A 24,347-nucleotide genomic window follows, 5' to 3' on the forward strand; every position below is an offset into this window, starting at 1 on the left:
TGCAATGGAATGAAATAATCCGGTATTTTACCCTGTCTGTTAGCAGGTTTTGTGGCGAAAGGTAAATTCGAGGCCGATCCTGTCAGCGGAGTCAAATCTTTGCCAGCACTGTGGCCAGTTCGTCCACACAATTGTCTCGGCCAAGGCGATCCATGAAGCCGCTGCGCTCCATGAGGCTGCGCGGCTGCGGATTCAGCCCGCACAGGATCAGGCGGCTGCCGGCCCGGCGCAGAGTCTTGTGCATCGTTTCGAGCCCATCCAGACCGGTGGAGTCCAGGCTGATCAGCTTGTGCATTTCCAGGATCATCGCGCGTTCCGGGACGCATTGCGGTTCGATCAGTCCATCCAGCTTGCCGACCGCGCCGAAAAACAGCGAACCGTACAAGGCATAGGCGTGCACGCCCGCTGGCAGCGGCTGGCCATGGATGGTATTCAGCGGGCGGATTTCGGTAAGGCTGGAAATGCGATAAATGAAAAATAAGCACGCCAGTACCAGGCCGACTTCCACTGCCGTGGTGAGATCCACCATGACAGTCAGGAAGAAGGTGGACAGCACCAGGATCCGGAAATTGTTCGAGAAGTGGCGCAGATTGCGGAATTCCCGCCATTCGCCCATGTTGAATGCGGCATGCATCAGAATGGCCGCCAGCGCTGCCAACGGAATGTCTTTCGCCAGCGGCGCCGCGATCAAGACGATGGCCGCCAAGGTCAGCGCATGGACGATGCCGGCGACCGGCGATGTGGCGCCCGCGCGAACATTGGTCGTGGTGCGCGCCATCGTGCCGGTGACGGGAAGGGCGCCGAAAAACGGCACGAGGAAATTGGCGATCCCCTGCGCCAGCAATTCCTGGTTGGGATCGTGGCGATCTTGGGTCAGGTTATCGGCTACTCGGGCGCACAGCAGCGATTCGACGGCGCCAAGCAAGGCCAGCGTCAGGGCCGGCGCAAACAGCTGGCGCGCCAGATCCCAGCTAAACGCCGGCAAGTGAAATGCCGGCAAATTTTCTGGAATGCCGCCGAAGCGGCTGCCGATGGTTTCGAGCGGAAGTTCCAGCAATTTCACTGCGCCAGTCGCCAGGATCAGCACCAGCACCGGACCGGGAATCGCCTTGAGCACGCGCCGGATACGGGTGGCCAGCGTCGGCGCGGCATCGGCTTCGGGCGCCAGGTAGGCCTTCGGCCACAGGAACAGCAATGCCAGCGAGGCGATGGAAACGATCATCGTGACCGGACTGGCGGTATGGGCTTGCGCACGCAGTATTTTCAGCTGGGCGAAGAATTCTCCCGGTATGCGGGCGATATCGAGGCCGAAGAAATCCTTCAGCTGCGACAGCGCGATCAGCACGGCGATGCCGTTCGTGAATCCGATCACGATCGGCACCGGGATATAGCGGATCACCGAACCCAGGCGCAGCAGGCCCATCAATCCCAGCAGGACGCCGGCCATGGTGGTGGCAATGAAGAGATTGGCCAGGCCGTATTGTTCGATGATCGCGTAGATCACCACGATGAAGGCGCCGGCCGGCCCGCCAATCTGTACCTTCGATCCGCCCAGCAGTGAGCCAAGGAAGCCGCCGATGATGGCGGCGTAGATGCCGGCTTCCGGCTTGGCGCCCGAAGCGATGGCGAAGGCCATGGCCAAGGGCAATGCCACGATGCCGACGGTCAGGCCGGCCATGACGTCATGGAAGAAACGGTTACGGTCGTAACCTTGCAAGGAATCGACGAGGCGCGGGCGGAAGGAAAAATGAAGATATTTCATGTCACCTCCCTTCGTATGGTTTTAGCTTTCCAGCACGCAGCGCATCACATAAGGTGCAGGTTCCAGGGGATTGCCATGCACATATTCAAGTTCTGGCGCCAGCTCGAAACCATAGGCGGCGTACAGGTCCATCAGGCGCTGCTGGTCGCTGCGCACCGCAAGATGCAGTTCGCGCACATTGGCTTCCCGCGCGCGGTGGACGACAGCCTCCAGCAAATGCTGCGACAGGTTGCGGCCACGATAAGCGGGCAGAATTCCCATGCGCACGATATCCCAGACATCGGAGTCGGAATCCTGCGGCAGCCAGCGGACCGAACCTGCCGGCTGGCCATCGACCAGCAGGAGCAGGCCGCCGCCTTGCTGGAGGTGCTGCAGAACCTGCACTGCGGTTTCCCGGTGGCCGCTGGAAGTGACTGCCACCTTGTCGGCCCACGATGCGCGCGTCAGATCGGCCAGCAATTGCGCATCGTCCAGCGTGGCTTCGCGTATGATCAGGTCGTCCATGGTGCTGGCGCTATCGTCTTAGCGGACCCGCATGCCCGGCTCGGCGCCAGGCCACGGGTTGAGCACATAGATACCGGGATTGGCTTTTTCGTCTGCGGCCGAAGCAGCCAGCACCATGCCTTCCGAAATGCCGAACTTCATCTTGCGCGGCGCCAGGTTTGCCACCATCACGGTCAGCTTGCCGATCAGGTCTTCCGGCTTGTAGGCCGACTTGATGCCCGAGAAGACATTGCGCATGCGGCCTTCGCCGACGTCCAGGGTCAGGCGCAACAGCTTGTCGGAGCCTTCGACGTGTTCGCAATTGACGATCTTGGCGATGCGCAGATCGATCTTGGCGAAATCGTCGATCTTGATTTCCGGCGCCAATGGTTCGATCGGGGAAGCGCTAGTGTCTGCGCCTGCCGAAGCTGTTGCGGATGCTGCACCTGCAGGCGCGGCCACAGCGGCAGACGCTTCCGGCTTGTCGAACAAGCCTTCGAGCATCTTCGGGTCGACGCGCGTCATCAGGTGCTCGAAGGTGCCGATGGAAGTCGGCCAGGTTTGCAGGTCGGACCAGGCCAGCTCGCGCTCGATGCCGAACAGGGTCGCCACCTTCTTCGCCACCGCCGGCAGCACCGGCGCCAGGAATACCGACAGGCGATGGAAGGACAACAGCAAATCGCTGCAGACATCCTGCAAGGCTTGCGCATTGGCCGGGTCCTTGGCCAGTTCCCACGGCTTCTTGGCATCGACGTACTGGTTGACTTCATCGGCCAGCGCCATGATGTGGCGGATCGCCTTGCCGTATTCGCGCGCCTCGAAGGCTTCGCGGATGGCGGCTTCCTCGCCATTCTTCAGCGCTTCCCAGAAGCGGTTGCCGCTGGTGCCGGTTGCTACAGGGTTGCTCAACTGGCCGTTGAAGCGCTTACTGATGAAGCCGGCGGCGCGGCTGGCGATATTGACGTACTTGCCGATCAGGTCGGAATTGACCTTGGCGATGAAATCTTCCGGATTGAAGTCGATATCCTCGACCTTGGAATTCAATTTGACGGCGATGTAATAGCGCAGCCATTCCGGGTCCATCTTCAGGTCCAGGTAGCGCAGCGGCGAAATGCCGGTGCCGCGCGACTTGCTCATCTTTTCCCCGTTCACGGTCATGTGGCCATGCACGTTGACCCGCATCCTGTCGATGGTCGGATGGCCGGAGAATTCCAGCATGGTCGGCCAGAACAGCAAGTGGAAGGAGACGATATCCTTGCCGATGAAGTGGATCTGCTCGGTGGCCGGGTCGCGCAGTAGGGCATCGTAATCGATGCCTTTCTTGCCGCAATAGTTCTTCAGGCTGGCCAGATAGCCCACCGGCGCATCCAGCCAGACATAGAAATACTTGCCCGGTGCATCGGGAATCGGGATGCCGAAGTAGGGTGCATCGCGCGAGATATCCCAGTCCGCCAGGTCGGCGCCATCATTGCCCAGCCATTCGCTGACCTTGTTGACCATTTCCGGCTGCAGGCGGCCCGGGGAATTGAGCCACTCCTTCAGGAAGGCCACGCAGCGCGGATCGGACAGCTTGAAGAAATACTGTTCCGAGGGCTTTAATACCGGAGTCGCGCCGGTCAGCGCCGAGTACGGGTTCTTCAGTTCGGTCGGCTCGTAAGCCGCGCCGCAGACTTCGCAATTGTCGCCGTACTGGTCCTTGGCGCCGCATTTCGGGCATTCGCCCTTGATGTTGCGGTCCGCCAGGAACATGCCCTTGACCGGGTCGTAAAAGCGCTCGACGACCTTGGTGACGATCAGGCCGGCTTGCTTCAGTTTCAGATAGATGGCTTGCGACAGTTCGGTATTTTCCGGCGAATCGGTCGAATGCCAGTTGTCGAAAGAGATATGGAAACCGTTCAGGTACTGCGGGCGGCCGGCGGCAATGCGCGCCACGAATTCCTGCGGCGTGATGCCAGCCTTCTCGGCGGCGATCATGATCGGCGTGCCGTGCGCATCGTCGGCGCCGACGAAGTGCACCTCGTTGCCCTGCATTCGCTGGAACCGGACCCAGATATCGGCCTGGATATATTCCATGATGTGGCCGATGTGGAAAGCGCCGTTGGCGTAGGGAAGGGCGGTAGTGACGAAAAGCTTGCGGGGCTGTGCGTTGCTCATGAGTGATGCAGGATTTTATGAAATAAAACAGTCATTTTAGCAGTGCATGCGGCAATTTCGCTCGAAAAACGCCATTCCGACTTCAATTGAGCAGCGCGAATCCGCTTTGAGCCTTCCGGCAGACCTTGTACGGCATTTGGTTTAGACTTGTAATTTAGTGAAGAATCCTGGAGATAGAATGAGCATTACAGTTGAAGCAGTGAAAGCGGCACTGGCTACGGTGGTGGATCCGAATACCGGCAAGGATCTGGTCGCCGGCAAGTCCGCCAAGAATATCCAGGTCAATGGCGCTGACGTCAGTCTGGATGTCGAACTCGGTTATCCGGCCAACAGCCAGATCGCCATGCTGCGCGACGCCACCACTGCTGCCGTGAAAAACCTTCCCGGCATTGGCCAGGTCAAGGTCAATGTCTATGCCAACATCATCTCCCACTCGGTACAGCGTGGCGTCAAGCTGTTGGCAAACGTGAAAAACATCATCGCCGTCGCGTCCGGCAAGGGCGGTGTCGGCAAGTCAACGACAGCGGCGAATCTTGCGCTGGCGCTGGCCGCCGAAGGCGCCAATGTCGGCTTGCTGGACGCCGATATCTATGGTCCATCGCAGCCCATGATGATGGGCATCGTCGGCCGACCGGAGAGCCTGGACGGCAAGACCATGGAACCGCTGGAAAACCACGGCGTGCAAGTGTCGTCGATCGGTTTCCTGATTGATCCGGACCAGCCGATGGTCTGGCGCGGCCCCATGGTGGTGCAGGCGCTGATGCAATTGCTGGAACAGACCAACTGGCGCGCGCTGGATTACCTGATCGTCGACATGCCGCCAGGCACGGGTGACATCCAGCTGACGCTGTCGCAAAAGGTGCCGGTCACCGGCGCGGTGATCGTCACCACGCCGCAGGATATTGCCTTGCTGGATGCGCGCAAGGGCTTGAAGATGTTCGAGAAGGTCGATATTCCGATCCTCGGCGTGGTCGAGAACATGAGCACGCATATCTGTTCCAACTGCGGTCATGCCGAATCGATCTTCGGCACCGGCGGCGGGGAAAAGATGTGCAAGGAATATGGCGTCGATTTCCTCGGCGCGCTGCCGCTCACCATGTCGATCCGCGAGCAAACCGATTCCGGCAAGCCGACTGTCGTGGCCGATCCTGATGGCCAAGTGGCGGCGATCTACAGGCAGATCGCGCGCAAGGTGGCGGTGAAGGTTGCGGAAAAGGCCAAGGATATGTCGAGCAAGTTTCCGAGTATCGTGATCAAGAATGACTAGGGATGAGGAAGATGGGGATCGTGTCTGGCGACAGATAGTTTAGCGGCGTGCTGTAGCAGCACCAGGTTTCCACTGTCCAGCCAACACGGTAAAATACCGTTTTGTTCATGAATGCAACGGCTTTGGCATCCCAAGGCCGTTTTTGCTTCGGCCGCAGCGTAGCTGTTTATCCTGTTGCGCAAGGCCAGCCTTCACGGAATCACTGTTTTCTCTGCCAATAACGCCATGACCGTTCGCACCCGTTTCGCTCCCAGCCCGACCGGCTATCTCCATCTCGGCGGCGCCCGCACCGCGCTGTTTTCCTGGGCCTATGCCCGCCATTTCGGCGGCAAATTCATCCTGCGCATCGAGGATACCGACCTGGAGCGCTCCACTCCCGAAGCGGTGCAGGCGATCCTGGACGGCATGCAATGGCTGGGTCTGGAGCATGACGAAGGCCCGTTCTACCAGATGAAGCGGATGGACCGCTATCGCGAAGTCATCGCGCAGATGCTGCAAGCTGGTACCGCATACTATTGCTACTGCACCCCCGAAGAAGTCGAAGCCATGCGCGAGCGATTCCGTGCCGCCGGTGAAAAGCCGCGCTACGACGGCACCTGGCGTCCGGAAGCGGGCAAGACCTTGCCGCCGGTTCCGGAAGGTCGCAAGCCGGTGGTACGCTTCCGTAATCCGCTTGATGGCGACGTCACCTGGAACGATGTCGTCAAGGGCCCGATCACGATTTCCAATCGCGAACTGGACGACCTCATCATCGCCCGCCAGGATGGCACCCCGACCTACAACTTCTGCGTGGCCATCGACGACTGGGACATGAAGATCACCCACGTCATCCGCGGCGATGACCACGTCAACAACACGCCGCGCCAGATCAATATCCTGAACGCGTTGGGCGCCACGCTGCCGCAGTATGGCCACGTGCCGATGATCCTGGGCGCCGACGGTGAGAAGTTGTCCAAGCGCCATGGTGCAGTCAGCGTCATGGAATACCCGGCGCAGGGCTACCTGCCGGAAGCCATGCTGAACTATCTTGCACGCTTGGGCTGGAGCCACGGCGACGACGAGATTTTCTCGATGGAGCAGTTCGTCGCCTGGTTCGATACCGATCACCTGTCCAAGTCGCCGGCACAGTTCAACCCGGAAAAGCTGGCCTGGGTGAACAACCACTACATCAAGCAAGCCGACAACGAGCGCCTGGCGAATCTCGTGCGTCCGGTGATGGAGCGTGAAGGCGCGCAATTCGAAGGCGCGCCGCCGCTGGCTTCGGCGATCGCGCTGATGAAGGATCGCACCAATACGCTGAATGAATTGGCCGATGCCGCCATGCTGTTCTACCGCCAGCCGAATCCGGAAGCGGCCCTGCTGGCGCAGCATGTTACGGATGCCGTCAAGCCGGCGCTGGCGCAGTATGCCGAGCAAATCAGGACGGTGGAATGGAAGAAGGAAGCGCTGTCGGCAATGTTGAAGCAGGTGCTGGCCGATCATAAGCTGAAAATGCCGCAACTGGCCATGCCGCTGCGCCTGTTGATCACCGGTCAGCTGCAGACGCCATCGATCGATGCCGTGGTTGAATTGTTTGGCCGCGAGACCGTGCTGGCGCGCCTGGCTAAATACCTTTAAGAATTTTTCAAAAGGTGATTTACAGAATCGGAGAAGCTGCTATAATTTCGTTTCTCTGCACCACGGGGGTATAGCTCAGCTGGGAGAGCGCTTGCATGGCATGCAAGAGGTCAGCGGTTCGATCCCGCTTACCTCCACCAAATAAGCGGTGCGGAAGAATGCTAGATCGTTTAGAATAGCAACACTGACAGGTTACTGTCCCCTTCGTCTAGAGGCCTAGGACATCACCCTTTCACGGTGAGTACAGGGGTTCGAATCCCCTAGGGGACGCCAGATAAAACGCCACGCAACTGCGTGGCGTTTTTCTTTTTGGCGTCCCCGTAGAGCGAGCACAGCTCCGCGCCTGCTGAGCGGCACCGGCATGCAGGCCGGTGCCTCGAAGCCTTTGCGCTTGCAAGCCTGCGCGGCCCGGCGCAAAGGCCGGGAGAATCTGCGGGGCGGGGTGACGCGAAGCGGCGCGCCGGGCCTGACAGCGCAGGTAATTCGAAAGTGGCACCACGCAGGCCGAAACGTTTTCATTTAAGCTTTTCCAATGAGCCCAATTAAAACCCTCACCATCTTCTGCAAAGTCGTCGACAACTTTGGCGACATCGGCATTTGCTGGCGCCTGGCGCGGCAACTGCAGCGTGAGCATGGCATCGCCGTCACGCTATGGGTGGACGATTTGAAAAGCTTTCAGCGCATTTGTCCCGGAGTCTCTGCCGAAACAGAGCGTCAGCAAATCGCCGGCGTAACAGTCCGCCATTGGCGCAACCAGGAAGGTGTCTTCACGCCGCAAGACGTCACGGACGTCGTCATCGAATTTTTCGGCTGCGACATCCCGCCCGGTTACATCTCTGCCATGTCCCAGTGCGATCCCCGCCCGGTATGGCTCAACCTCGAAGGTTTGAGTGCGGAAGAATGGGTGGAGGGCTGCCATACGCTTCCCTCGATGCATCCACGCCTGTCCTTGACCAAGCATTTTTTCTATCCCGGTTTCACCGGCAAAACCGGCGGCTTGTTGCATGAGGCATCGCTGGATGAGGAGCGCGAACGGTTTCAGTCCGACCCGGCAGCCATGGCCGCCTTCCTGGCAAAGCTGGGCGTCACCGACGATGAACGGCAGGCATTGAAGGTTTCCCTGTTCTGCTATCCCCATGCACCGGTACGGGAGCTATTTCAGACATGGGAGAGTGGTACGACAGCCGTCACCTGTCTCGTGCCCGAGGGCGTCGCAAGAGACGCCGTGCAGGAATTCCTCGGCGCGGAAGCGAAGCCAGGCATGGCACGTACACGCGGTGTGCTGACCGTGCGCGTATTGCCTTTTGTTCCTCAGCCCGACTATGACAAGCTGCTATGGGCATGCGACCTCAATTTCGTGCGTGGCGAAGACTCCTTCGTTCGGGCGCAATGGGCAGACAAGCCTTTCATCTGGCATATCTATCCGCAGGATGAAAACCTGCATCACGTGAAGCTGCGCGCCTTCCTGCAGCGATATGCAAATGGAATCGATAGCCTGATCAATGTATCGCTGGCTTGGAATGGCGCCGGCAATGACGATCACGCAAAGTCAGCAACATGGGCCGCAATCTGGCCGCCATTCCTGGACGATTTGCCAAATATGGCGAAGCGAACCAGCGATTGGCATCGGCAAATCGCCGCAAACGGAGATTTTGCTTCCAATCTACTGAACTTTGCCGCCGCGCTCAGGTCAGTGCCTGCAGAAAACAAAGTATAATATCTGGTTGATCCAAAACGTTTGTTCGATCAAACGTGCGCTGACGGCGCTGTTGGCCAGGGGCGCCAGAAGACATTTACGCAACCCATTTTTTACGATCATTCTCTATGAAATTTGCAAAAGAAATTCGTGTTGGCAACATCATTATGGTTGACGGCAAGCCCTTCATCGTGCTGCGCTCCGACGTCAACGGTTCGAGCCGCACGGGCTTTACCTACAAGTGGAAGATGAAAAATCTTCTGACCAATGCGCCCCTGGAAAACGTCTTCCGCGGTGACGACAAGTTCGACGTCGTCGTTCTCGACAAGAAGCCGGTGACCTATTCCTACTTCGCCGATCCGCTGTACGTCTTCATGGATGAAGAGTACAACCAGTACGAGATCGAAGAAGAAAACCTGGGCGAAGCATTGAATTACCTGAAAGACGGCATGGAATGCGAAGCCGTGTTCTATGACGGCAAAGCGATTTCCGTCGAACTGCCGATCACCATCGCGCGCCAGATCGTTTACTCCGAGCCGGCAGTCAAGGGTAATACCTCGGGCAACGTCCTGAAGGAAGCTCGTATCGAAAACGCCATCGAATCGAAGCAGTACACCGTTCAGGTGCCGCTGTTCGTGGACCAGGGCGACACCATCGAAATCGACACCCGTACCAACGAGTACAAGCGCGTCGTGCGTAACTAAGCTCCTCCGGGATCAAAAAACGCTGCCGAATGTAACAATCGGCAGCGTTTTTTTTCACCTGAAAACTGGGCAGTCGTCTTTATTTAAAAAAATCTTTCGAAATTGTAACAATCTAGGAACTTTCTGAAGTTGCTATTGACCAATGCAGGTGCCTTTAATGTTTCTCAATGGCATCAGGTGGCAGCCTGAGCTTGGCGCGAACAATTTTTTTAAACCAGACAAATAACTGTCTCCCATTTTCAGGAGTGAGCATGCTTCGTTCAGACAACCTTTTCGGCAAACGTGATTCCAACACTGCTTCCACCGCTAACACCCCGGCCCAGCCTTTCGGCAGCAGCCTGACTTCGGGTTCGACCGGTGGCATTTCCCGGACTACCATGCCTGCTTCGCTCGACGCCAGCGCCAAGACCGCACCGGAAGCCGCACCCGCAACCTCCAGCACCAATGAAATGGGCAGCAAGCTGATCGTCGGCCCGAACATCAAACTGAAGGGCGTCGAAATCACCGATTGCGATACGCTGGTGGTCGAAGGCCGCGTCGAAGCGACCATGGATTCCCGTGTTATCCAGATCGCCGAATGCGGCGCGTTCAAGGGTTCTGCTGAAATCGACATCGCTGAAATCCGCGGCGAATTCGACGGCGACCTGACCGTGCGCCAGAAGCTGGTGATTTACGCAACTGGTAAAGTGACCGGCAAGATCCGTTACGGCAAAGTCGTGATCGAAGAAGGCGGCCAACTCGCCGGTGATGTGCAAGTCGGCACCACCGCGGCAGCTGCCAGCAAGCTGTCCGTCGCCAAGGCCAGCTAATAAGAGTTATTCAAGTCCGGCCTTTGTGGCCGGCTGAATTCGCAGGCATGAGCCTGCACAGTTCTCGGACGCGCGAATGGCGGCGAAAGCTGCTGGACGCGCGACTTTCGCCAGCATCCTGCAAGGGAAGCTGGCTTTTTTTATGCGCGCTCGTGGCGCAAATGCGGCCTTTGCCCGCCTGTTGCCGCGTCTGTCGCAGGAATCTTGCGCGCAGTTGGGGAAAATATTCCCAGCCGTGCGACAATAATAAGGTTTCGCAACAATGGAATAACCGTTTCGACATCCCATGACCACCACGCATCCGGAATACATCCTTACCTTATCCTGTCATGACCGGCGCGGTATCGTGCACCGCGTTTCGGGCTTTCTCGCCGAGCACGGCTGCAACATCATCGATTCCGCCCAGTTCGGCGACGCGACTTCACAGCTGTTTTTCATGCGCGTGCATTTTTCGCTCGAAGACGAATCCCTGACCGATACGACCCTGCGCGCGCATTTCGCCGCCGTGGCCGATGGCATGGGCATGAACTGGCAACTGAACGACGCCAGGAAAAAGCCGCGCGTGATGCTGATGGTCTCCAAGATCGGCCATTGCCTGAATGACCTGCTGTTCCGCTACAAGAGCGGCCTGCTGCCGGTAGAAATCCCGGCGATTGTCTCCAACCATACCGATTTCTATCAGCTGGCCGCCAGCTACAACATCCCGTTCCACCACCTGCCGCTGGCAGCCGGCGCTTCGGCCGAAGCCAAGCGCGCGCAGGAGAAAAAGATACTGGAAATCGTCGAGGCCAATAACATCGACCTGGTGGTGCTGGCGCGCTACATGCAGATCCTGTCGCCGGAGATGTGCGAGGCTTTAAAGGGCAGGGCGATCAATATCCACCATTCCTTCCTGCCCAGCTTCAAGGGAGCCAAGCCGTATTACCAGGCGCATGACCGCGGGGTGAAGCTGATCGGCGCCACCGCGCATTTCGTCACCAGCGATCTCGATGAAGGTCCGATCATCGAACAGGGCGTCGAACGCGTCGACCATTCGATGGGGCCGGACACGCTGACCGCCATCGGCCGCGATATCGAATGCGTGGTGCTGGCACGCGCGGTGAAGTGGTTTGTCGAGCACCGGATTCTGCTGAACGGTCACAAGACCGTGGTGTTCAACTAGGCTGCTGCGCAACGACCGTATCTGCCTCGTTCGAGCCGCTGAAACAAAAAAGGAACCTCTGCGGTTCCTTTTTTATTGGGTGCTCGCAAACTTCAGGCCAGCACGCGTTTAAGCCATGCACCGATATCCTCGACTTCTTCCATGCAGACGGAATGCTGCATCGGGTATTCGTGCCATTCGACTTCATAGCCCAGTTCCTGCAGGATGGCTTTTGAATCGCGCGCGCGCTGAATCGGGATAACCGGGTCGCCGAGACCATGGGCCATGAAAATCGGCGTGGCCTGGTTGGCGGCATGGCGTTCGGCGGCAACCTTGTCGGCCAGCGTCAGGTAACCGGACAGGCAGAGCAAGCCGCCCAGCGGTTCCGGATGGCGCAAGCCGGTTTGCAGCGTCATGGCGCAGCCTTGCGAAAAACCGGCCAGCAGGATGCGGTTCGATGGAATGCCGCGTGCCTTTTCGCGCGCGATCAATTGTTCGATGGATTGCTGCGAGTGGCGCAGGCCGGCTTCATCCTCGCGGCGCGTCAGGTCTTCTCCCAGCAGGATGTCGTACCAGGAGCGCATGATATAGCCGCCGTTCATGGTCACCGGCATCATCGGTGCATGCGGGAATACGAAGCGGATCGCCGGGCAGCCGGACAGGTCCAGTTCGCGCACGATGGGCACGAAGTCCGAACCATCGGCGCCGAGGCCGTGCATCCAGATGATGGAAACAGTCGGGTCGGGCGCAGTGTCGATCTGGATGGTTTCGAGGAGGGCGTCGCTCATGGTTCGTCGGTATGTCTGTCGCTATTGGTTGCAGTGAATGGAAGACTTGAATTGCATCGTGGCGTAAAACGGCGCGTCGTCAGGATTTGACGCGGATTGCCGACTTTGGCCGGAAGGCCTTGCACACGGCTTCATGCGTTTCGACATACGGACCGCCGATCAGGTCGATGCAGTACGGGACGGCCGCGAAGATGCCGGGCACGATCGGTTTGCCATCGGCATCTTTCAGACCTTCCAGGGTTTCCTTGATCGATTTCGGCTGGCCCGGCAGATTCATGATGAGTGCGGCGTGGTCTTGCGTTTCGCGGATCACCGCCACCTGGCGTGAAAGAATCGCGGTCGGGACGAAATGCAGGCTGATCTGCCGCATCTGCTCGCCGAAGCCCGGCATTTCCTTGGTGGCCACAGCCAGCGTGGCTTCCGGCGTGACGTCGCGACGCGCCGGGCCGGTGCCGCCGGTGGTCAGCACCAGGTCGCAGCCGGCCACGTCGACCAGCTCGATCAGCGTCTCTTCAATGGTGGCGCGGTCATCGGGAATCAGGCGCGATTCCATGCGCCAGGGACTTGCCAGTGCGGAGCTAAACCATTCCTGCAGGGCAGGCACGCCCTGGTCCTGGTAAGTGCCGGAAGAAGCGCGGTCGGAAATCGAGACCAGGCCGACAATCAGTTCGTCCGGATCATTCCTCGTCGGTTTCGTCATCAGTATCGCTTCCCGTGTCTGGAGTGGCGGTTGAGGCGGATTTTTCCAGCTCCTTCAGGATCTGGAAGATTTCACGATAGGCCTTGGGCGGCTTGTTCTCGGCCTGTTCCTTGCGGGCGTTGCGAATCAGCGTGCGCAGGCGTTGCGCATCGAGTTCCGGATGCTGCGCCAGCAATTCGGTGAGCGCCTTGTCGTCGGCAAGCAGCTTTTCGCGGCGGCGTTCCAACAGGTGCAGCGCGGCGGTCTCGGCCTTGGAGGTGCCGTGCCAGCTGTCGATGACTTTCTGGATGGCGGCGACTTCGTGTTCTTCCAGGCTGCGCATCTTCTTGCCGACATACTGCAGCTGGCGGCGGCGGCCTTCGTGATCCTTGATCTTCTGGCATTCGAGGATGGCGTCGCGCACGTCTTCCGGCATCGGCACGGACTTGACGCGGTCGCGCGATTGCGAGATCAATTCTTCGCCGAGCTTTTGCAGGGCAGTCATCTCGCGTTTCAGTTGGGACTTGGAGGGGCGGTCATATTCCTGTTCGAACTCGCTGGATTGGAATCCGCAGGAACCGCGATTGGGATTTGGCATGGATTTGCGTGAGGCTGAAGCGATTTTGTCAACGGCTGCTATCATAACCGCTTTCCCGCTGATTGCGGATAAAGCCGCCGCACAGTTAATGTCGATTAATGCCAATTAACCCCGGTGACTGCCTACTATCAAGAAAGAAGACTCCAGCCCATGAGCGATTCCGTATTTACCTATAGCCAGGACCAGTTGAAACAAGTCGCGCAGGATGTGCTGCGCTATGCAAAAGAGAAAGGCGCATCTGGTGCGGCCGTCGAAATCAGCGAAGGCAATGGCCTTGCCGTGACCGTGCGCAAGGGCAATATCGAGACGATCGAACAAAACAAGGACAAGGGCATCGGCGTCACCATCTACATGGGAAGCAATGGCCATATCCGCCGGGGCAATGCCAGCACCTCCGATTTCTCGCGGCAATCCCTGCAGGATACGGTTGACGCCGCCTATAACATCGCCCGCTTCACCGCCGAGGACGATTGTGCCGGCTTGCCGGATGCCGATACGCTGGAAATGGCGCCGATGGATCTGCAGCTCTGCTATCCCTGGCTGCTTTCGGCTGAAGAGGCTGCCGATCTGGCCAAGCGTGCCGAAGGCGCCGCATTTGCTGTCGATAAGCGCATCACCAATAGCGAAGGCGCTAGCGTCTATGCCCAGCAATCGCATTTCGTTTCCGCCAATTCGCTCGGCTTCATGGGCGGCTATCCTTTTTCTCGTCATACTCTCTCGGTGGCGCCGATTGCCGGCAAGGGCGCCAACATGCAGCGCGACGACTGGTATTCCTCGATGCGCGACCCGGCCAAGCTGGCCGCGCCGGAAGACGTCGGCCGTTATGCCGCCGAGCGTGCCCTGGCACGCCTGAATGCGAGAAAGCTCGATACGCGCAAATGCCCAGTGCTGTTCGAAGCGCCATTGGCGGCGGGGCTGCTCGGTGCATTCGTGCAGGCTGTCTCGGGCGGGGCGTTGTATCGCAAATCCACCTTCCTGCTCGATAGCCTGCAGCAACAGGTGTTCGCGCCGCATATTCAGATTGTCGAAGACCCGCATGTCATCGGCGCGGTCGGCTCGGCGCCGTTCGACGAGGAAGGCGTGAAGACGCGGCGGCGTGACGTGGTGCGCGATGGCGTGGTGCAGGGTTATTTCCTGTCCACTTATTCGGCGCGCAAGCTCGGCATGAAAACCACCGGGAATGCCGGCGGTTCGCATAATCTGAAGCTGTTTTCCTCGCTGGCGGCGCCTGGCGACGATTTCCGGGCCATGCTCAAAAAGATGGATACCGGCTTGCTGGTGACCGAACTGATGGGACAGGGTGTCAACTATGTCACGGGCGATTATTCGCGCGGCGCCTCCGGCTATTGGGTGGAAAACGGTGAGATTCAATATCCTGTCGAGGAGATCACGATTGCCGGCAACCTGCGCGACATGTTTGCCCAGATTCTGGCGATTGGTGCCGATACCCTGATCCGCGGCACCAAGGAAACTGGCTCAATTTTGATCGAGAGCATGACCGTTGCAGGGAATTAGTACATTCAACAAATCATGCATAACAATGTATGGTGCTCCAGTTAATAAAAGCAATTAATGATGGTGTTGCGATAATTCCAAATTCACAATACACTTCTGCTGCGTTGTTGCTTGCCGGCAACTCAAAAGGTTAATGGCAAATCATCCATGAAACTAAAAAAGGAGACATTATGGAACGGCGGTCATTTCTAAAAAAAGCAGCGGTCGGTGCATCGGCAACCGCCCTTGCCGCACCGGCTTTGGCGCAATCACAACCGACAATCAACTGGCGTCTGGCATCGAGCTTTCCGAAATCGCTCGATACCATTTACGGCGCTGCCGAAACCTTTTCCAAGCGCGTTTCTGCGCTGACTGGCGGTAAATTCAATATCCGCGTATTTGCCGGCGGCGAGATCGTCCCGGCATTGCAGGTGCTGGATGCCGTGCAAAACGGCACCGTGGAAATCGGTCACAGCGCTTCCTACTACTACTTCGGTAAAGATCCGACCTTTGCTTTTGACGCCGCTGTTCCTTTTGGCCTGAATTCGCGCCAGCAAACCGCATGGTTCGATCAGGGCGGCGGCCGTGAACTGCTGCGCGAATTTTTCCGCGGCTATGGCATCATGAATTTCCAGGGCGGTAATACCGGTACGCAGATGGGCGGCTGGTTCCGCAAGGAGATCAAGACCGTCAAGGACCTCGATGGTCTGAAGATGCGTATCTCCGCCTTCGCCGGCAAGGTCATGCAGCCGCTGGGCCTGGTGCCCCAGCAGATCGCCGGCGGGGATATTTATCCGGCGCTGGAAAAGGGCACGATCGATGCCGCCGAATGGATCGGCCCCTACGACGATGAAAAACTCGGCTTCAACAAGGTGGCGCCGTTCTACTACACTCCGGGTTGGTGGGAGCCGAGCCTGCAGGTGTCTTTCTACGTCAGCATCAAGGAATGGGAAAAGCTGCCGAAGGAATACCAGGCCGCGATCGAAGCTGCTTCGTATGAATCTCACGTGGTGATGCAAGCCGAATATGATGCCAAGAATCCGGCTGCGTTGGCCCGTTTGTTGAAGCAGGGCGTGAAACTGCGCACCTTCCCGCGTGAAGTCATGGACGCTTGCTACAAGTCGGCCAACACATTCATGGACGAGGAATCGGCGAAGAACGCCAAGTTCAAGAAGATCTACGATTCCTGGAAGCGCTTCAGGCAGGACGAGAACCAGTGGTTCTCTGTCGCGGAAGTGCCGATGCAAAATTACATGCTTAGCCGGAAATAATCGCATGTGCTGATAAAAAGGCTCGCAATGGTTTTATCCTTGCGGGCTTTTTTGTTGGCGCTGCCTGAATTTCGCCGCAGGCTTTATCGTCGTGGCGCGATAGCGCGATTTTTTATTGCAGTGCTATCTTGTGACAAACTACAATGCGTGTTGCGATAGCGCAATTATGCGGCAGGCTCACAATCCGGTTTTTGCATTGCAATCGTAGTAAACATCTACCCCTGGAGGATAAATCACATGGAACGTCGTTCCTTTTTGAAGAAAGCAGCGGTTGGCGCGTCGGTGGCCGGCGTGGCTGCACCAGCGCTCGCGCAGGCTAATCCGACGATCAACTGGCGTCTGGCATCGAGCTTTCCGAAATCGCTCGATACCTTGTACGGCACTGCGGAAGTGTTTTCCAAGCGCGTTGCCGCTCTGACTGACGGTAAATTCAATATCCGCGTGTTCGCCGGCGGCGAGATCGTCCCGGCGCTGCAAGTGCTGGATGCCGTGCAAAACAACACGGTGGAGATGGCACATTCCGCTCCTTACTATTTCTTCGGCAAGGATCCGACCTTCGCATTCGATTGCGCCGTTCCCTTCGGCCTGACCTCGCGCCAGCAAACCGCATGGATGATGCAGGGCGGCGGCATGCAGCTGATGCGTGATTTCTACAAGGATTACGGCGTCGTCAACTTCCTGGGTGGTAACACCGGCACGCAAATGGGCGGCTGGTTCCGCAAGGAGATCAAGACCCTGAATGACATCAAGGGCCTGAAGATGCGTATCTCCGCTTTTGCAGGACGCGTGCTGCAGCCGCTGGGCCTCGTGCCGCAGCAACTGGCCGGTGCCGATATTTACCCGGCGCTGGAAAAAGGCACGCTGGACGCAGTGGAATGGACCACGCCTTATGACGATGAAAAGCTCGGCTTCCAGAAAGTGGCGCCGTACTACTATTCTCCAGGCTGGTGGGAAGCCGGCGCGCAGCTGTCGTTTTACGTCAGCCAGAAAGAATGGGCCAAGCTGCCGAAGGATTACCAGGCCGCGATCGAAGCTGCTTCTTACGAGGCGCACGTCTACATGCAGGCCGAGTACGACCACAGGAATCCGGCTGCGCTGGCACGCCTGATCAAGAATGGCGCCAAGCTGCGTTTCTTCTCCAAGGAAATCATGGAAGCCAGCTATAAGGCTGCCGTGGCAACCATGGAAGAAGAAGCTTCCAAGAACGCCAAGTTCAAGAAGATCTACGATCCGTGGAAGCGCTATCAGCGTGAACAGAACCAGTGGCTGTCGGTGGCGGAAGGCCCGATGCAGAACTTCCTGATGAGCCGCAAGAAGTAAAGCGCGTTAAATCCGCTCTATCGAAACCCGCAGTGTTTACTGCGGGTTTTTTTATGCCCGAGCGGATGGCGGATTAATGAAGCAGGCAATAAAAAACCCCGCGCAGTGCACGGGGTTTTTCAGGAAGCGATGCCCTCAGCTTACTTGTTCTCTTTCTCGCCTTCTGGCGAGAAGTTTAGCTGCGGCTCGCCCGGTTGCTGCGATTCTTCACCCTGATCGAAGGAAGGCGTATCGACCTTCAATTCAATCTGTTCCTTCATATCAGTCTTTTCACTCACAGAGACGATCTGCGGGAAGAGAATGATCAATGCCACCATGATGATCTGGATGAGCACGAACGGCACGGCGCCCCAGTAGATGTCGGAAGTCTTCACTTCCTTGGGCGCCACGGAGCGCAGGAAGAACAGCGCGAAGCCGAACGGCGGATGCATGAACGAGGTTTGCATGTTCACGCCCAACAGCACGCCGAACCAGATCAGATCGATGCCGATCTTGTCTGCCACCGGACCGACCAGCGGCACCAGGATGAATGCCAATTCGAAGAAGTCGAGGAAGAAGGCCAAGCCGAAGAACAGCAGGTTCACCACGATCAGGAAGCCGGTCGTGCCGCCTGGCAGCGAAGTCAGCAGATGCTCTACCCACAGGTCGCCGTTGACGGCACGGAAGGTCAGGCCAAAGACGCTGGAGCCGATCAGGATGAACATCACGAAGCATGACAGCTTGGTGGTGGAATCCATCGCCTGCCTCAGCAGGCTCCATGACAGCCGCCGATTGAGCATGGCCAGGATCAGCGCACCCAGTGCGCCCATGCCGCCGCCTTCGGTCGGCGTGGCGATGCCGACAAAGATCGTCCCCAGCACCAGGAAGATCAGGGCCAGGGGCGGCACCAGCACGAACACCACTTTCTCCGCCAGGCGCGACAGCATGCTCAGGTTCATGGCGCGATTGAGGATGGCCACGATCAGCGCGGCGACGATGCCGACAGCGCCGCCATAGATGCCGACCACGTCGGTAGGTGTGTTCGGATGGTTGCTTCCGAACCAGGATGCGAAGCCATAAGCGACAGCCACCGCAGCGCCCACTATCACCACCAGCGAAATGATGCCGCTGTCGCCGTTTGGTTCGCGCAGGTTGCGCGCCTCGGGCGGCAGTGCCGGCACGGCTTTCGGCTTGAAGATGGAAACCGCCAGTACATAGCCGGCGTACATCGCGGTCAGCAGAATGCCGGGCACGAATGCCGCCTTGTACATGTCGCCGACGGAACGGCCCAACTGGTCGGCCATCACGATCAGCACCAGCGACGGCGGAATGATTTGCGCCAGCGTGCCCGATGCGGCAATCACGCCGGTAGCCAGGCGCTTGTCATAGCCATAACGCATCATCACCGGCAGCGAGATCAGGCCCATCGAAATCACTGATGCCGCCACCACGCCGGTGGTCGCCGCCAGCAGCGCGCCGACGAAAATCACTGCATAGGCAACGCCGCCGCGGATCGGGCCGAACAGCTGGCCAATCGTGTCAAGCAAGTCTTCCGCCATCCCTGAGCGCTCCAGGATCAGGCCCATGAAGGTGAAGAAGGGAATCGCCAGCAGCGTGTCGTTGGCCATGATGCCGAACACGCGGTTCGGCAATGCTTGCAGGAGTTCCGGCCGGAGCAGGCCCAGTTCGATGCCCAGCAAGCCGAAGAACAGGCCGTTGGCCGCCAGCGAGAACGCCACCGGGAAGCCCGACAGCAGGAATACCACCAGGGCGCCGAACATGATCGGCGCCATATTTGCAATCAAAAATTCAGTCATATTGATCCTCGGCCCGTTTAGTCGATCTTGTTGGCGGCCTTGATTGCCGCTACTTCATCTTCAGGCTTGACAGCTTGTCGTTCGAATTCCGAGGCATCTACCTTACCCATCAGGAAACCGATGCGCTTGATCAGTTCGGAAATGCCTTGCAGGCCCAGCAGGAAAAAGCCGATCGGCACCAGCAGCTTGGCCGGCCAGAGGATCAGGCCGCCGGCATTGCTCGACATTTCCTGGCTGCGGATCGCATCGACGGCAAAGGGAATGGCGAAGTACAGCACCAGGAGAGTAATCGGCAGCAGGAACAGCAGAAAGCCCAGGGCATCGATCCAGGCTTGCGTACGCTTGGAAAATCTGCTGACGACCACGTCGATGCGCACGTGCTCATTGCGGCGCAGGGTGTACCCGGCAGCGAGCAGGAACACGGCGCCGAACAGGTACCACTGGATTTCCAGCCAGGCGTTCGAGCCGATGTGGAAAATGTAACGCACCAGTGCATTGCCGCTGCAAATCAGGACTGCCGCCAGCAGCAGCCAACTGACCGCCTGGCCGATCTTGATGTTTATGGCATCGATAAGCCGGCTGAGGGAAAGTAGGGCATTCATGGGGGGATTGTCTCCGGAAGAATGTGGAATTATTGGATAGCAGGCTTTTTGAGCTTTTTCCAATGGGCAAGTATACAATTATTTATTCAGAAAATATGCATTTATTGATACTGCCAGGCGATGTCTATTTTGCATCGCTATGTATCAGTTATAGCAAAAGCTAGCGAAAAAGTCCCGTAAACGTTCTGCAGGCGGGATAACCCGCCTGCAGAATGGTGAAGCAGAAGACTTTGGCCGGCAATCAGCCCAACAGCGTGCGCCAGCGCGCGATCGCTTCGCGTACCTGCTGCGGCGCGGTGCCGCCGACATGGTTACGGGCGGCGACCGAGCCTTCCAGTGTCAGTACGGCATACACATCTTCACCGATCAACGACGAGAACTTGCGCAGATCTTCCAGAGCCAGGTCGGCCAGGTCGCAGCCACGGTCGTCGCAGCTACGCACGGCATGTGCCACCGCTTCATGCGCATCGCGGAAAGGCAAGCCTTTTTTGACCAGGTAATCGGCCAGGTCGGTGGCGGTGGCATAGCCCTGCAGGGCGGCGGCGCGCATGGCGTTCGGCTTGACGGTGATGCCCTGTGCCATGTCGGCGAAGATGCGCAGGGTGTCGGTGACGGTATCGACGGTATCGAACAGCGGCTCCTTGTCTTCCTGGTTATCCTTGTTATATGCCAGCGGCTGGCCTTTCATCAGGGTCAGCAGGGACACCAGGTGGCCATTGACGCGGCCGGTCTTGCCGCGCGCCAGTTCCGGCACGTCGGGGTTTTTCTTTTGCGGCATGATCGACGAACCGGTGCAGAAGCGGTCGGCGATGTCGATGAAGCCGACGCGCGGGCTCATCCAGATCACCAGTTCCTCCGACATGCGCGAGATGTGCGTCATGACCAGAGCCGCGGCGGCGCAGAATTCGATGGCGAAGTCGCGATCCGAGACGGCATCCAGCGAATTGTGGCAGACGTCATCAAAGCCCAGCGTCTGTGCCACGCGCATGCGGTCGATTGGGAAGGTGGTGCCGGCCAGCGCGGCGGAACCCAGCGGCAAACGGTTGACACGCTTGCGGCAATCGGCCATGCGCTCGGCGTCGCGGCCGAACATCTCGACGTAAGCCAGCATGTGGTGGCCGAACGTGACCGGCTGTGCCACCTGCATGTGGGTAAAGCCCGGCAGGATGGTGTCGGCGTTCTTTTCCGCCAGATCGACCAGGGCGCTTTGCAGGCCGCGCAGCAGCGCCGTGATATCGTCGATGGCGGCACGCATGTACAGGCGGATGTCGGTGGCGACCTGGTCGTTGCGCGAGCGGCCGGTATGCAGACGCTTGCCGGCATCACCGACCAGTTCGGTCAGGCGCTTTTCGATATTCAGGTGCACGTCTTCGAGGTCGAGCAGCCACTCGAACTTGCCGGCATCGATTTCCGACTCGATCTGTGCCATGCCTCGGCGGATGTCTTCCAGGTCCTTGGCGCTGATGATGCCCTGGTGCGCCAGCATGTCGGCGTGCGCGAGCGAGCCCTGGATGTCGAACTTGGCCAGGCGCTTGTCGAAAAATACCGAAGCGGTGTAACGTTTGACCAAATCGGAGACGGGTTCGGAGAAGCGTGCCGACCAGGCTTCGCCCTTTTTGGAGAGTTGTGCTGTCATAATCGGGTGGTATAGTTACCCGGAAGCGCCGCGAAATAGGCTGGAACCGGGTATTTGAGGAATTCGCAATTATAAAACAAGCGCGCCGCTTCCCGCGCGGCGCGACATAACAACTTCGAATTTTTATGCATGCCATCAGCCCCGACCGGGCGCCGGTCGAGATCGTGATTCCCGATTGCTGCAATATCGGCGTGGTGTTCCGCGCGCTGGTAGCGGTGAATGTTGCGTTTTTGGCCGGCATTCTTTTGCAAAACAGCGGCTGGCAGGCCGGCCTTGCCAAATTCGTCGAAACCACGCCGCTCATCGAAATGGTCAGCCTGCTGTCGCTGGTGGCGCTATGCGGCCTGCGCAAGCTGATCTATAGCATGCCTTTATGGGTGCAGCGTACCTTGTGTGCGCTGGTTCCGGCGGCGATTGCAGGTTTGCTGATCCGTGTGTTGTCGTCGAACGTGCTGTTTTTCGACAGCCTGGATGGTTTGCACCCGGCGGAGGTCGGGCTGGCTGCGGCGCTGATCGGCATCACGCTGCAGCATTACTTCGAACTGCGTACCCGAGCTTATTCGCCCGCGCTTGTGGAAGCAAGGCTGCAGGCATTGCAGGCGCGGATCCGCCCGCACTTTCTGTTCAATAGCCTGAACGCCGTATTGTCGCTGATCCGCACCGAGCCGCGCCGCGCCGAAACCACGCTGGAAGACCTGGCCGATTTGTTCCGTGTGCTGATGCGCGATGCCCGCGACCTGACCACGCTCGAACAGGAAATCCGCTTGTGCCGGCAGTACTTGTCAATCGAGAAAGTGCGCCTGGGCGAGCGGTTGCAGGTGAAATGGCATCCCATCGATATCAGCAAGGAAGTGCTGCAGCGCGCGCAAATCCCGGCATTGCTGTTGCAGCCGCTGCTGGAGAATGCCGTGCATTACGGCGTCGAGCCGGCCAGCGAAACGGCGCAGATCCGCATCGATATCCGCCGCCAGCTCGACCGCATTGAAATCGCCATCGCCAACCCCTATCACGGCGACGCCGCGCCTTCCGGCGGAAATCATATGGCCCTGAACAATATCCGTCAGCGCCTGGCGCTGCTTTACGATGTCGAGGCGCAGCTGACTACCACGGTAAACGATGGCTTGTTTGAGGTGAAATTGCGCATTCCTTACGTGAGGTCCAGAAAGGATGAAGATGCTGCCGCGTCTGTTGATCGTCGATGATGAAGCGCCGGCGCGTGCGCGCCTGGCCATGCTGTTGTCCGATATCGCATCCGTCTGCCCGCATGAATTGGTGGGAGAGGCTGCGCATGCACAGGCGGCACTGGATCTGATTGCCTCGGCGCGGCCGGATATCGTCCTGCTGGACGTGCAGATGCCGGGAATAAACGGCATGGAACTGGCACGTCATCTCGCAACGATGGAAGCGCCGCCGGCCGTCATTTTCGTCAGCGCCTTCGACGAATATGCCTTGCGGGCTTTCGAAGTGCATGCTTTGGACTACCTGCTCAAACCCGTGCGCGCCGAGCGCCTGGCCCAGGCGATCCAGCGCACGGCATCGCTGATCGCGGCGCAGGCGCAAAAGCCGGCACTCGTGGCGGCAACCGCCAGCTTGCGCCAGCAACGCCGCAATTTTTCAGTGCAGGAGCGCGGCCGCCTGTTGCTGGTGCCGGTGGCCGAAGTGCTGTACCTCAAGGCCGAGGCCAAGTATGTCACGCTGCGGACTGCCACGCGCAGCCATTTGATCGAGGAGTCGCTTGCGTCGATCGAGGATGAATTGGCCGAAGTATTCTTGCGTGTGCATCGCAACGCCCTGGTGGCGCGTAATGCGGTGGAGGGAGTCGAACGCGCGCCGCTGGGAACGGATATCGACAGCGAACGGCACAGGGAAAACCATGCCGAGCATGATGGCAGGCTGGAGAAGGGCGACAAGCCCCAGGAAACCTGGCAGGTGATCGTACGTGGGGTGCCGGAACGCTTGCCGGTCTCGCGCCGGCAATGGCCGCAGGTAAAAGCGCTGATCCGCTGCTAGCCGGCCGGCGCTGGTATAAACGGATTTTTAAAATCAGGACATTTTTCCCATGAAGCTGCGCGCCATGAGCAGCTCGGCCTGTTCTTCTTCCTCGCGGCGTTTGCGTTCGAGTTCTTCCGACGTGGCCTTGGGAGCTTCGGGTGCTTTAGCCGGCGCCGGTTTTGGCGCTGCGGCGGCTGGCGCCGCAGCAGGGGCGGCAGGAGCGGGCGTTGCAGCTGGCTTCGGTGCTGCGCCGCCGGTGGCTTCGATCAATCCCTGGGCTGCCAGCGCAGCAAGTTGTTCATCGAGATCTTCGCCCTTGAGCATGCCGTAGAGATCGTCGCGGCTGCGTTTTCCATCGATGAAAATCAGTACCTGTCGCATGCGTTGCGAAAGACCGCCGGCACGGGTCTTGATTTCCTCCTGGCCCTTTGCGGTCTTTGAATAAATCTGGCTCATTTTGTCCTCCACCATTTCTATGACGGTAGCTTGTGTCCCCTGGATGCCGGCCGGCGCAGCGCCATTTTTAATGGTTATCTGC

Annotated in this window: 21 protein-coding genes and 2 tRNA genes; 13 read left to right on the plus strand and 10 right to left on the minus strand. The window is 58.7% G+C overall.

What is annotated here, in order from left to right; genetic code table 11:
- Positions 1-91: 91 nt before the first annotated feature.
- The 3 genes from EDC30_RS16690 to metG are packed head-to-tail and all read right to left on the minus strand — an operon-like array spanning position 92 to position 4,399.
- Positions 92-1,762: a SulP family inorganic anion transporter gene (locus EDC30_RS16690; protein WP_132259995.1), complete on the minus strand. Its 1,671-nt coding sequence runs from the start codon at positions 1,760-1,762 to the stop codon at positions 92-94.
- A 21-nt stretch (positions 1,763-1,783) separates the two neighbouring features.
- Positions 1,784-2,266, minus strand: coding sequence for a GNAT family N-acetyltransferase (locus EDC30_RS16695; protein WP_132259996.1), 483 nt, complete (start codon positions 2,264-2,266; stop codon positions 1,784-1,786).
- Positions 2,267-2,284: 18 nt separating this feature from the next.
- Complete coding sequence (metG, locus tag EDC30_RS16700) at positions 2,285-4,399, minus strand: methionine--tRNA ligase (protein WP_132259997.1); 2,115 nt, start codon at positions 4,397-4,399, stop codon at positions 2,285-2,287.
- Between the two features lie 178 nt (positions 4,400-4,577).
- Here metG and apbC point away from each other — a divergent pair, with 178 nt between their 5' ends.
- The 8 genes from apbC (at position 4,578) to purU (ending at position 11,654) form a co-directional block, all read left to right on the plus strand.
- Complete coding sequence (apbC, locus tag EDC30_RS16705) at positions 4,578-5,666, plus strand: iron-sulfur cluster carrier protein ApbC (RefSeq protein WP_132259998.1); 1,089 nt, start codon at positions 4,578-4,580, stop codon at positions 5,664-5,666.
- A gap of 225 nt (positions 5,667-5,891) precedes the next feature.
- Positions 5,892-7,283 carry a glutamate--tRNA ligase gene (gene gltX, locus EDC30_RS16710; RefSeq protein WP_132259999.1) on the plus strand — a complete coding sequence of 464 codons (1,392 nt, stop codon included), beginning with the start codon at positions 5,892-5,894 and terminating at the stop codon, positions 7,281-7,283.
- Positions 7,284-7,347: 64 nt separating this feature from the next.
- Positions 7,348-7,423 (plus strand) — tRNA-Ala (locus EDC30_RS16715).
- Positions 7,424-7,480: 57 nt separating this feature from the next.
- A tRNA-Glu gene (locus tag EDC30_RS16720) sits at positions 7,481-7,556 on the plus strand.
- Between the two features lie 259 nt (positions 7,557-7,815).
- Complete coding sequence (gene earP / locus EDC30_RS16725; protein ID WP_132260000.1) at positions 7,816-9,000, plus strand: elongation factor P maturation arginine rhamnosyltransferase EarP; 1,185 nt, start codon at positions 7,816-7,818, stop codon at positions 8,998-9,000.
- A gap of 107 nt (positions 9,001-9,107) precedes the next feature.
- Positions 9,108-9,683, plus strand: coding sequence for an elongation factor P (locus EDC30_RS16730; protein WP_132260001.1), 576 nt, complete (start codon positions 9,108-9,110; stop codon positions 9,681-9,683).
- A gap of 251 nt (positions 9,684-9,934) precedes the next feature.
- Complete coding sequence (locus EDC30_RS16735) at positions 9,935-10,492, plus strand: bactofilin family protein (RefSeq protein WP_132260002.1); 558 nt, start codon at positions 9,935-9,937, stop codon at positions 10,490-10,492.
- A gap of 286 nt (positions 10,493-10,778) precedes the next feature.
- On the plus strand, positions 10,779-11,654 hold the full coding sequence (gene purU, locus EDC30_RS16740) for a formyltetrahydrofolate deformylase (protein ID WP_132260003.1): 876 nt from the start codon (positions 10,779-10,781) through the stop codon (positions 11,652-11,654).
- Between the two features lie 92 nt (positions 11,655-11,746).
- Here purU and EDC30_RS16745 read toward each other — a convergent pair whose 3' ends face one another.
- From EDC30_RS16745 to yjgA, 3 genes are all read right to left on the minus strand, one after another.
- Positions 11,747-12,421 carry an alpha/beta hydrolase gene (locus EDC30_RS16745; RefSeq protein WP_132260004.1) on the minus strand — a complete coding sequence of 225 codons (675 nt, stop codon included), beginning with the start codon at positions 12,419-12,421 and terminating at the stop codon, positions 11,747-11,749.
- 79 nt (positions 12,422-12,500) lie between these two features.
- Entirely contained in the window at positions 12,501-13,121 is a 621-nt protein-coding gene (gene mog, locus EDC30_RS16750; RefSeq protein WP_132260005.1) for a molybdopterin adenylyltransferase, read from the minus strand.
- Positions 13,099-13,698 carry a ribosome biogenesis factor YjgA gene (yjgA, locus tag EDC30_RS16755; RefSeq protein WP_132260006.1) on the minus strand — a complete coding sequence of 200 codons (600 nt, stop codon included), beginning with the start codon at positions 13,696-13,698 and terminating at the stop codon, positions 13,099-13,101. Before yjgA ends, mog begins: the two co-directional genes overlap by 23 nt.
- 150 nt (positions 13,699-13,848) lie before the next feature.
- On the opposite strand from yjgA, the gene pmbA reads away from it, so the two are divergent.
- From pmbA to EDC30_RS16770, 3 genes are all read left to right on the plus strand, one after another.
- Positions 13,849-15,213, plus strand: coding sequence for a metalloprotease PmbA (pmbA, locus tag EDC30_RS16760; protein WP_132260007.1), 1,365 nt, complete (start codon positions 13,849-13,851; stop codon positions 15,211-15,213).
- Positions 15,214-15,383: 170 nt separating this feature from the next.
- The gene (locus tag EDC30_RS16765; RefSeq protein ID WP_132260008.1) at positions 15,384-16,463 is read left to right on the plus strand and encodes a TRAP transporter substrate-binding protein; all 1,080 of its coding nucleotides are present in this window, start codon (positions 15,384-15,386) and stop codon (positions 16,461-16,463) included.
- Positions 16,464-16,700: 237 nt separating this feature from the next.
- The gene (locus EDC30_RS16770) at positions 16,701-17,783 is read left to right on the plus strand and encodes a TRAP transporter substrate-binding protein (RefSeq protein ID WP_132260009.1); all 1,083 of its coding nucleotides are present in this window, start codon (positions 16,701-16,703) and stop codon (positions 17,781-17,783) included.
- A gap of 140 nt (positions 17,784-17,923) precedes the next feature.
- On the opposite strand, the gene EDC30_RS16775 is transcribed toward EDC30_RS16770, so the two are convergent.
- The 3 genes from EDC30_RS16775 to argH all read right to left on the minus strand — a co-directional run bounded on the left by EDC30_RS16775 (position 17,924) and on the right by argH (position 21,817).
- Positions 17,924-19,579 (minus strand): TRAP transporter large permease, encoded by a 1,656-nt coding sequence (locus EDC30_RS16775; protein WP_132260010.1) that lies wholly within the window; start codon positions 19,577-19,579, stop codon positions 17,924-17,926.
- A 17-nt stretch (positions 19,580-19,596) separates the two neighbouring features.
- Positions 19,597-20,181 (minus strand): TRAP transporter small permease subunit, encoded by a 585-nt coding sequence (locus tag EDC30_RS16780; RefSeq protein ID WP_132260011.1) that lies wholly within the window; start codon positions 20,179-20,181, stop codon positions 19,597-19,599.
- Between the two features lie 241 nt (positions 20,182-20,422).
- Positions 20,423-21,817, minus strand: a complete 1,395-nt coding sequence (gene argH / locus EDC30_RS16785) for an argininosuccinate lyase (RefSeq protein ID WP_132260012.1) — start codon at positions 21,815-21,817, stop codon at positions 20,423-20,425.
- A gap of 125 nt (positions 21,818-21,942) precedes the next feature.
- On the opposite strand from argH, the gene EDC30_RS16790 reads away from it, so the two are divergent.
- Positions 21,943-23,019, plus strand: a complete 1,077-nt coding sequence (locus EDC30_RS16790) for a sensor histidine kinase (RefSeq protein ID WP_132260013.1) — start codon at positions 21,943-21,945, stop codon at positions 23,017-23,019.
- On the plus strand, positions 22,991-23,827 hold the full coding sequence (locus EDC30_RS16795) for a LytR/AlgR family response regulator transcription factor (protein WP_132260014.1): 837 nt from the start codon (positions 22,991-22,993) through the stop codon (positions 23,825-23,827). Before EDC30_RS16790 ends, EDC30_RS16795 begins: the two co-directional genes overlap by 29 nt.
- 33 nt (positions 23,828-23,860) lie before the next feature.
- Here EDC30_RS16795 and EDC30_RS19640 read toward each other — a convergent pair whose 3' ends face one another.
- Positions 23,861-24,265 (minus strand): hypothetical protein, encoded by a 405-nt coding sequence (locus EDC30_RS19640; RefSeq protein WP_207907316.1) that lies wholly within the window; start codon positions 24,263-24,265, stop codon positions 23,861-23,863.
- Between the last annotated feature and the right edge of the window lie 82 nt (positions 24,266-24,347).

Origin of the sequence: Paucimonas lemoignei, assembly GCF_004342585.1 — a bacterium.
Lineage (GTDB): Bacteria > Pseudomonadota > Gammaproteobacteria > Burkholderiales > Burkholderiaceae_D > Paucimonas > Paucimonas lemoignei.

What these genes read in the sequence shown, in the direction of transcription:
- EDC30_RS16795 (WP_132260014.1), top strand. Translation starts at nt 22,991, where the DNA reads ATGCTGCCGCGTCTGTTGATCGTCGATGATGAAGCGCCGGCGCGTGCG.
- earP (WP_132260000.1), top strand. Translation starts at nt 7,816, where the DNA reads ATGAGCCCAATTAAAACCCTCACCATCTTCTGCAAAGTCGTCGACAAC.
- pmbA (WP_132260007.1), top strand. Translation starts at nt 13,849, where the DNA reads ATGAGCGATTCCGTATTTACCTATAGCCAGGACCAGTTGAAACAAGTC.
- EDC30_RS16765 (WP_132260008.1), top strand. Translation starts at nt 15,384, where the DNA reads ATGGAACGGCGGTCATTTCTAAAAAAAGCAGCGGTCGGTGCATCGGCA.
- EDC30_RS16735 (WP_132260002.1), top strand. Translation starts at nt 9,935, where the DNA reads ATGCTTCGTTCAGACAACCTTTTCGGCAAACGTGATTCCAACACTGCT.
- argH (WP_132260012.1), bottom strand. Translation starts at nt 21,817, where the DNA reads ATGACAGCACAACTCTCCAAAAAGGGCGAAGCCTGGTCGGCACGCTTC.
- metG (WP_132259997.1), bottom strand. Translation starts at nt 4,399, where the DNA reads ATGAGCAACGCACAGCCCCGCAAGCTTTTCGTCACTACCGCCCTTCCC.
- EDC30_RS16695 (WP_132259996.1), bottom strand. Translation starts at nt 2,266, where the DNA reads ATGGACGACCTGATCATACGCGAAGCCACGCTGGACGATGCGCAATTG.
- EDC30_RS16690 (WP_132259995.1), bottom strand. Translation starts at nt 1,762, where the DNA reads ATGAAATATCTTCATTTTTCCTTCCGCCCGCGCCTCGTCGATTCCTTG.
- EDC30_RS16730 (WP_132260001.1), top strand. Translation starts at nt 9,108, where the DNA reads ATGAAATTTGCAAAAGAAATTCGTGTTGGCAACATCATTATGGTTGAC.
- purU (WP_132260003.1), top strand. Translation starts at nt 10,779, where the DNA reads ATGACCACCACGCATCCGGAATACATCCTTACCTTATCCTGTCATGAC.
- apbC (WP_132259998.1), top strand. Translation starts at nt 4,578, where the DNA reads ATGAGCATTACAGTTGAAGCAGTGAAAGCGGCACTGGCTACGGTGGTG.
- EDC30_RS16790 (WP_132260013.1), top strand. Translation starts at nt 21,943, where the DNA reads ATGCATGCCATCAGCCCCGACCGGGCGCCGGTCGAGATCGTGATTCCC.
- gltX (WP_132259999.1), top strand. Translation starts at nt 5,892, where the DNA reads ATGACCGTTCGCACCCGTTTCGCTCCCAGCCCGACCGGCTATCTCCAT.
- yjgA (WP_132260006.1), bottom strand. Translation starts at nt 13,698, where the DNA reads ATGCCAAATCCCAATCGCGGTTCCTGCGGATTCCAATCCAGCGAGTTC.
- EDC30_RS19640 (WP_207907316.1), bottom strand. Translation starts at nt 24,265, where the DNA reads ATGAGCCAGATTTATTCAAAGACCGCAAAGGGCCAGGAGGAAATCAAG.
- mog (WP_132260005.1), bottom strand. Translation starts at nt 13,121, where the DNA reads ATGACGAAACCGACGAGGAATGATCCGGACGAACTGATTGTCGGCCTG.
- EDC30_RS16775 (WP_132260010.1), bottom strand. Translation starts at nt 19,579, where the DNA reads ATGACTGAATTTTTGATTGCAAATATGGCGCCGATCATGTTCGGCGCC.
- EDC30_RS16780 (WP_132260011.1), bottom strand. Translation starts at nt 20,181, where the DNA reads ATGAATGCCCTACTTTCCCTCAGCCGGCTTATCGATGCCATAAACATC.
- EDC30_RS16745 (WP_132260004.1), bottom strand. Translation starts at nt 12,421, where the DNA reads ATGAGCGACGCCCTCCTCGAAACCATCCAGATCGACACTGCGCCCGAC.
- EDC30_RS16770 (WP_132260009.1), top strand. Translation starts at nt 16,701, where the DNA reads ATGGAACGTCGTTCCTTTTTGAAGAAAGCAGCGGTTGGCGCGTCGGTG.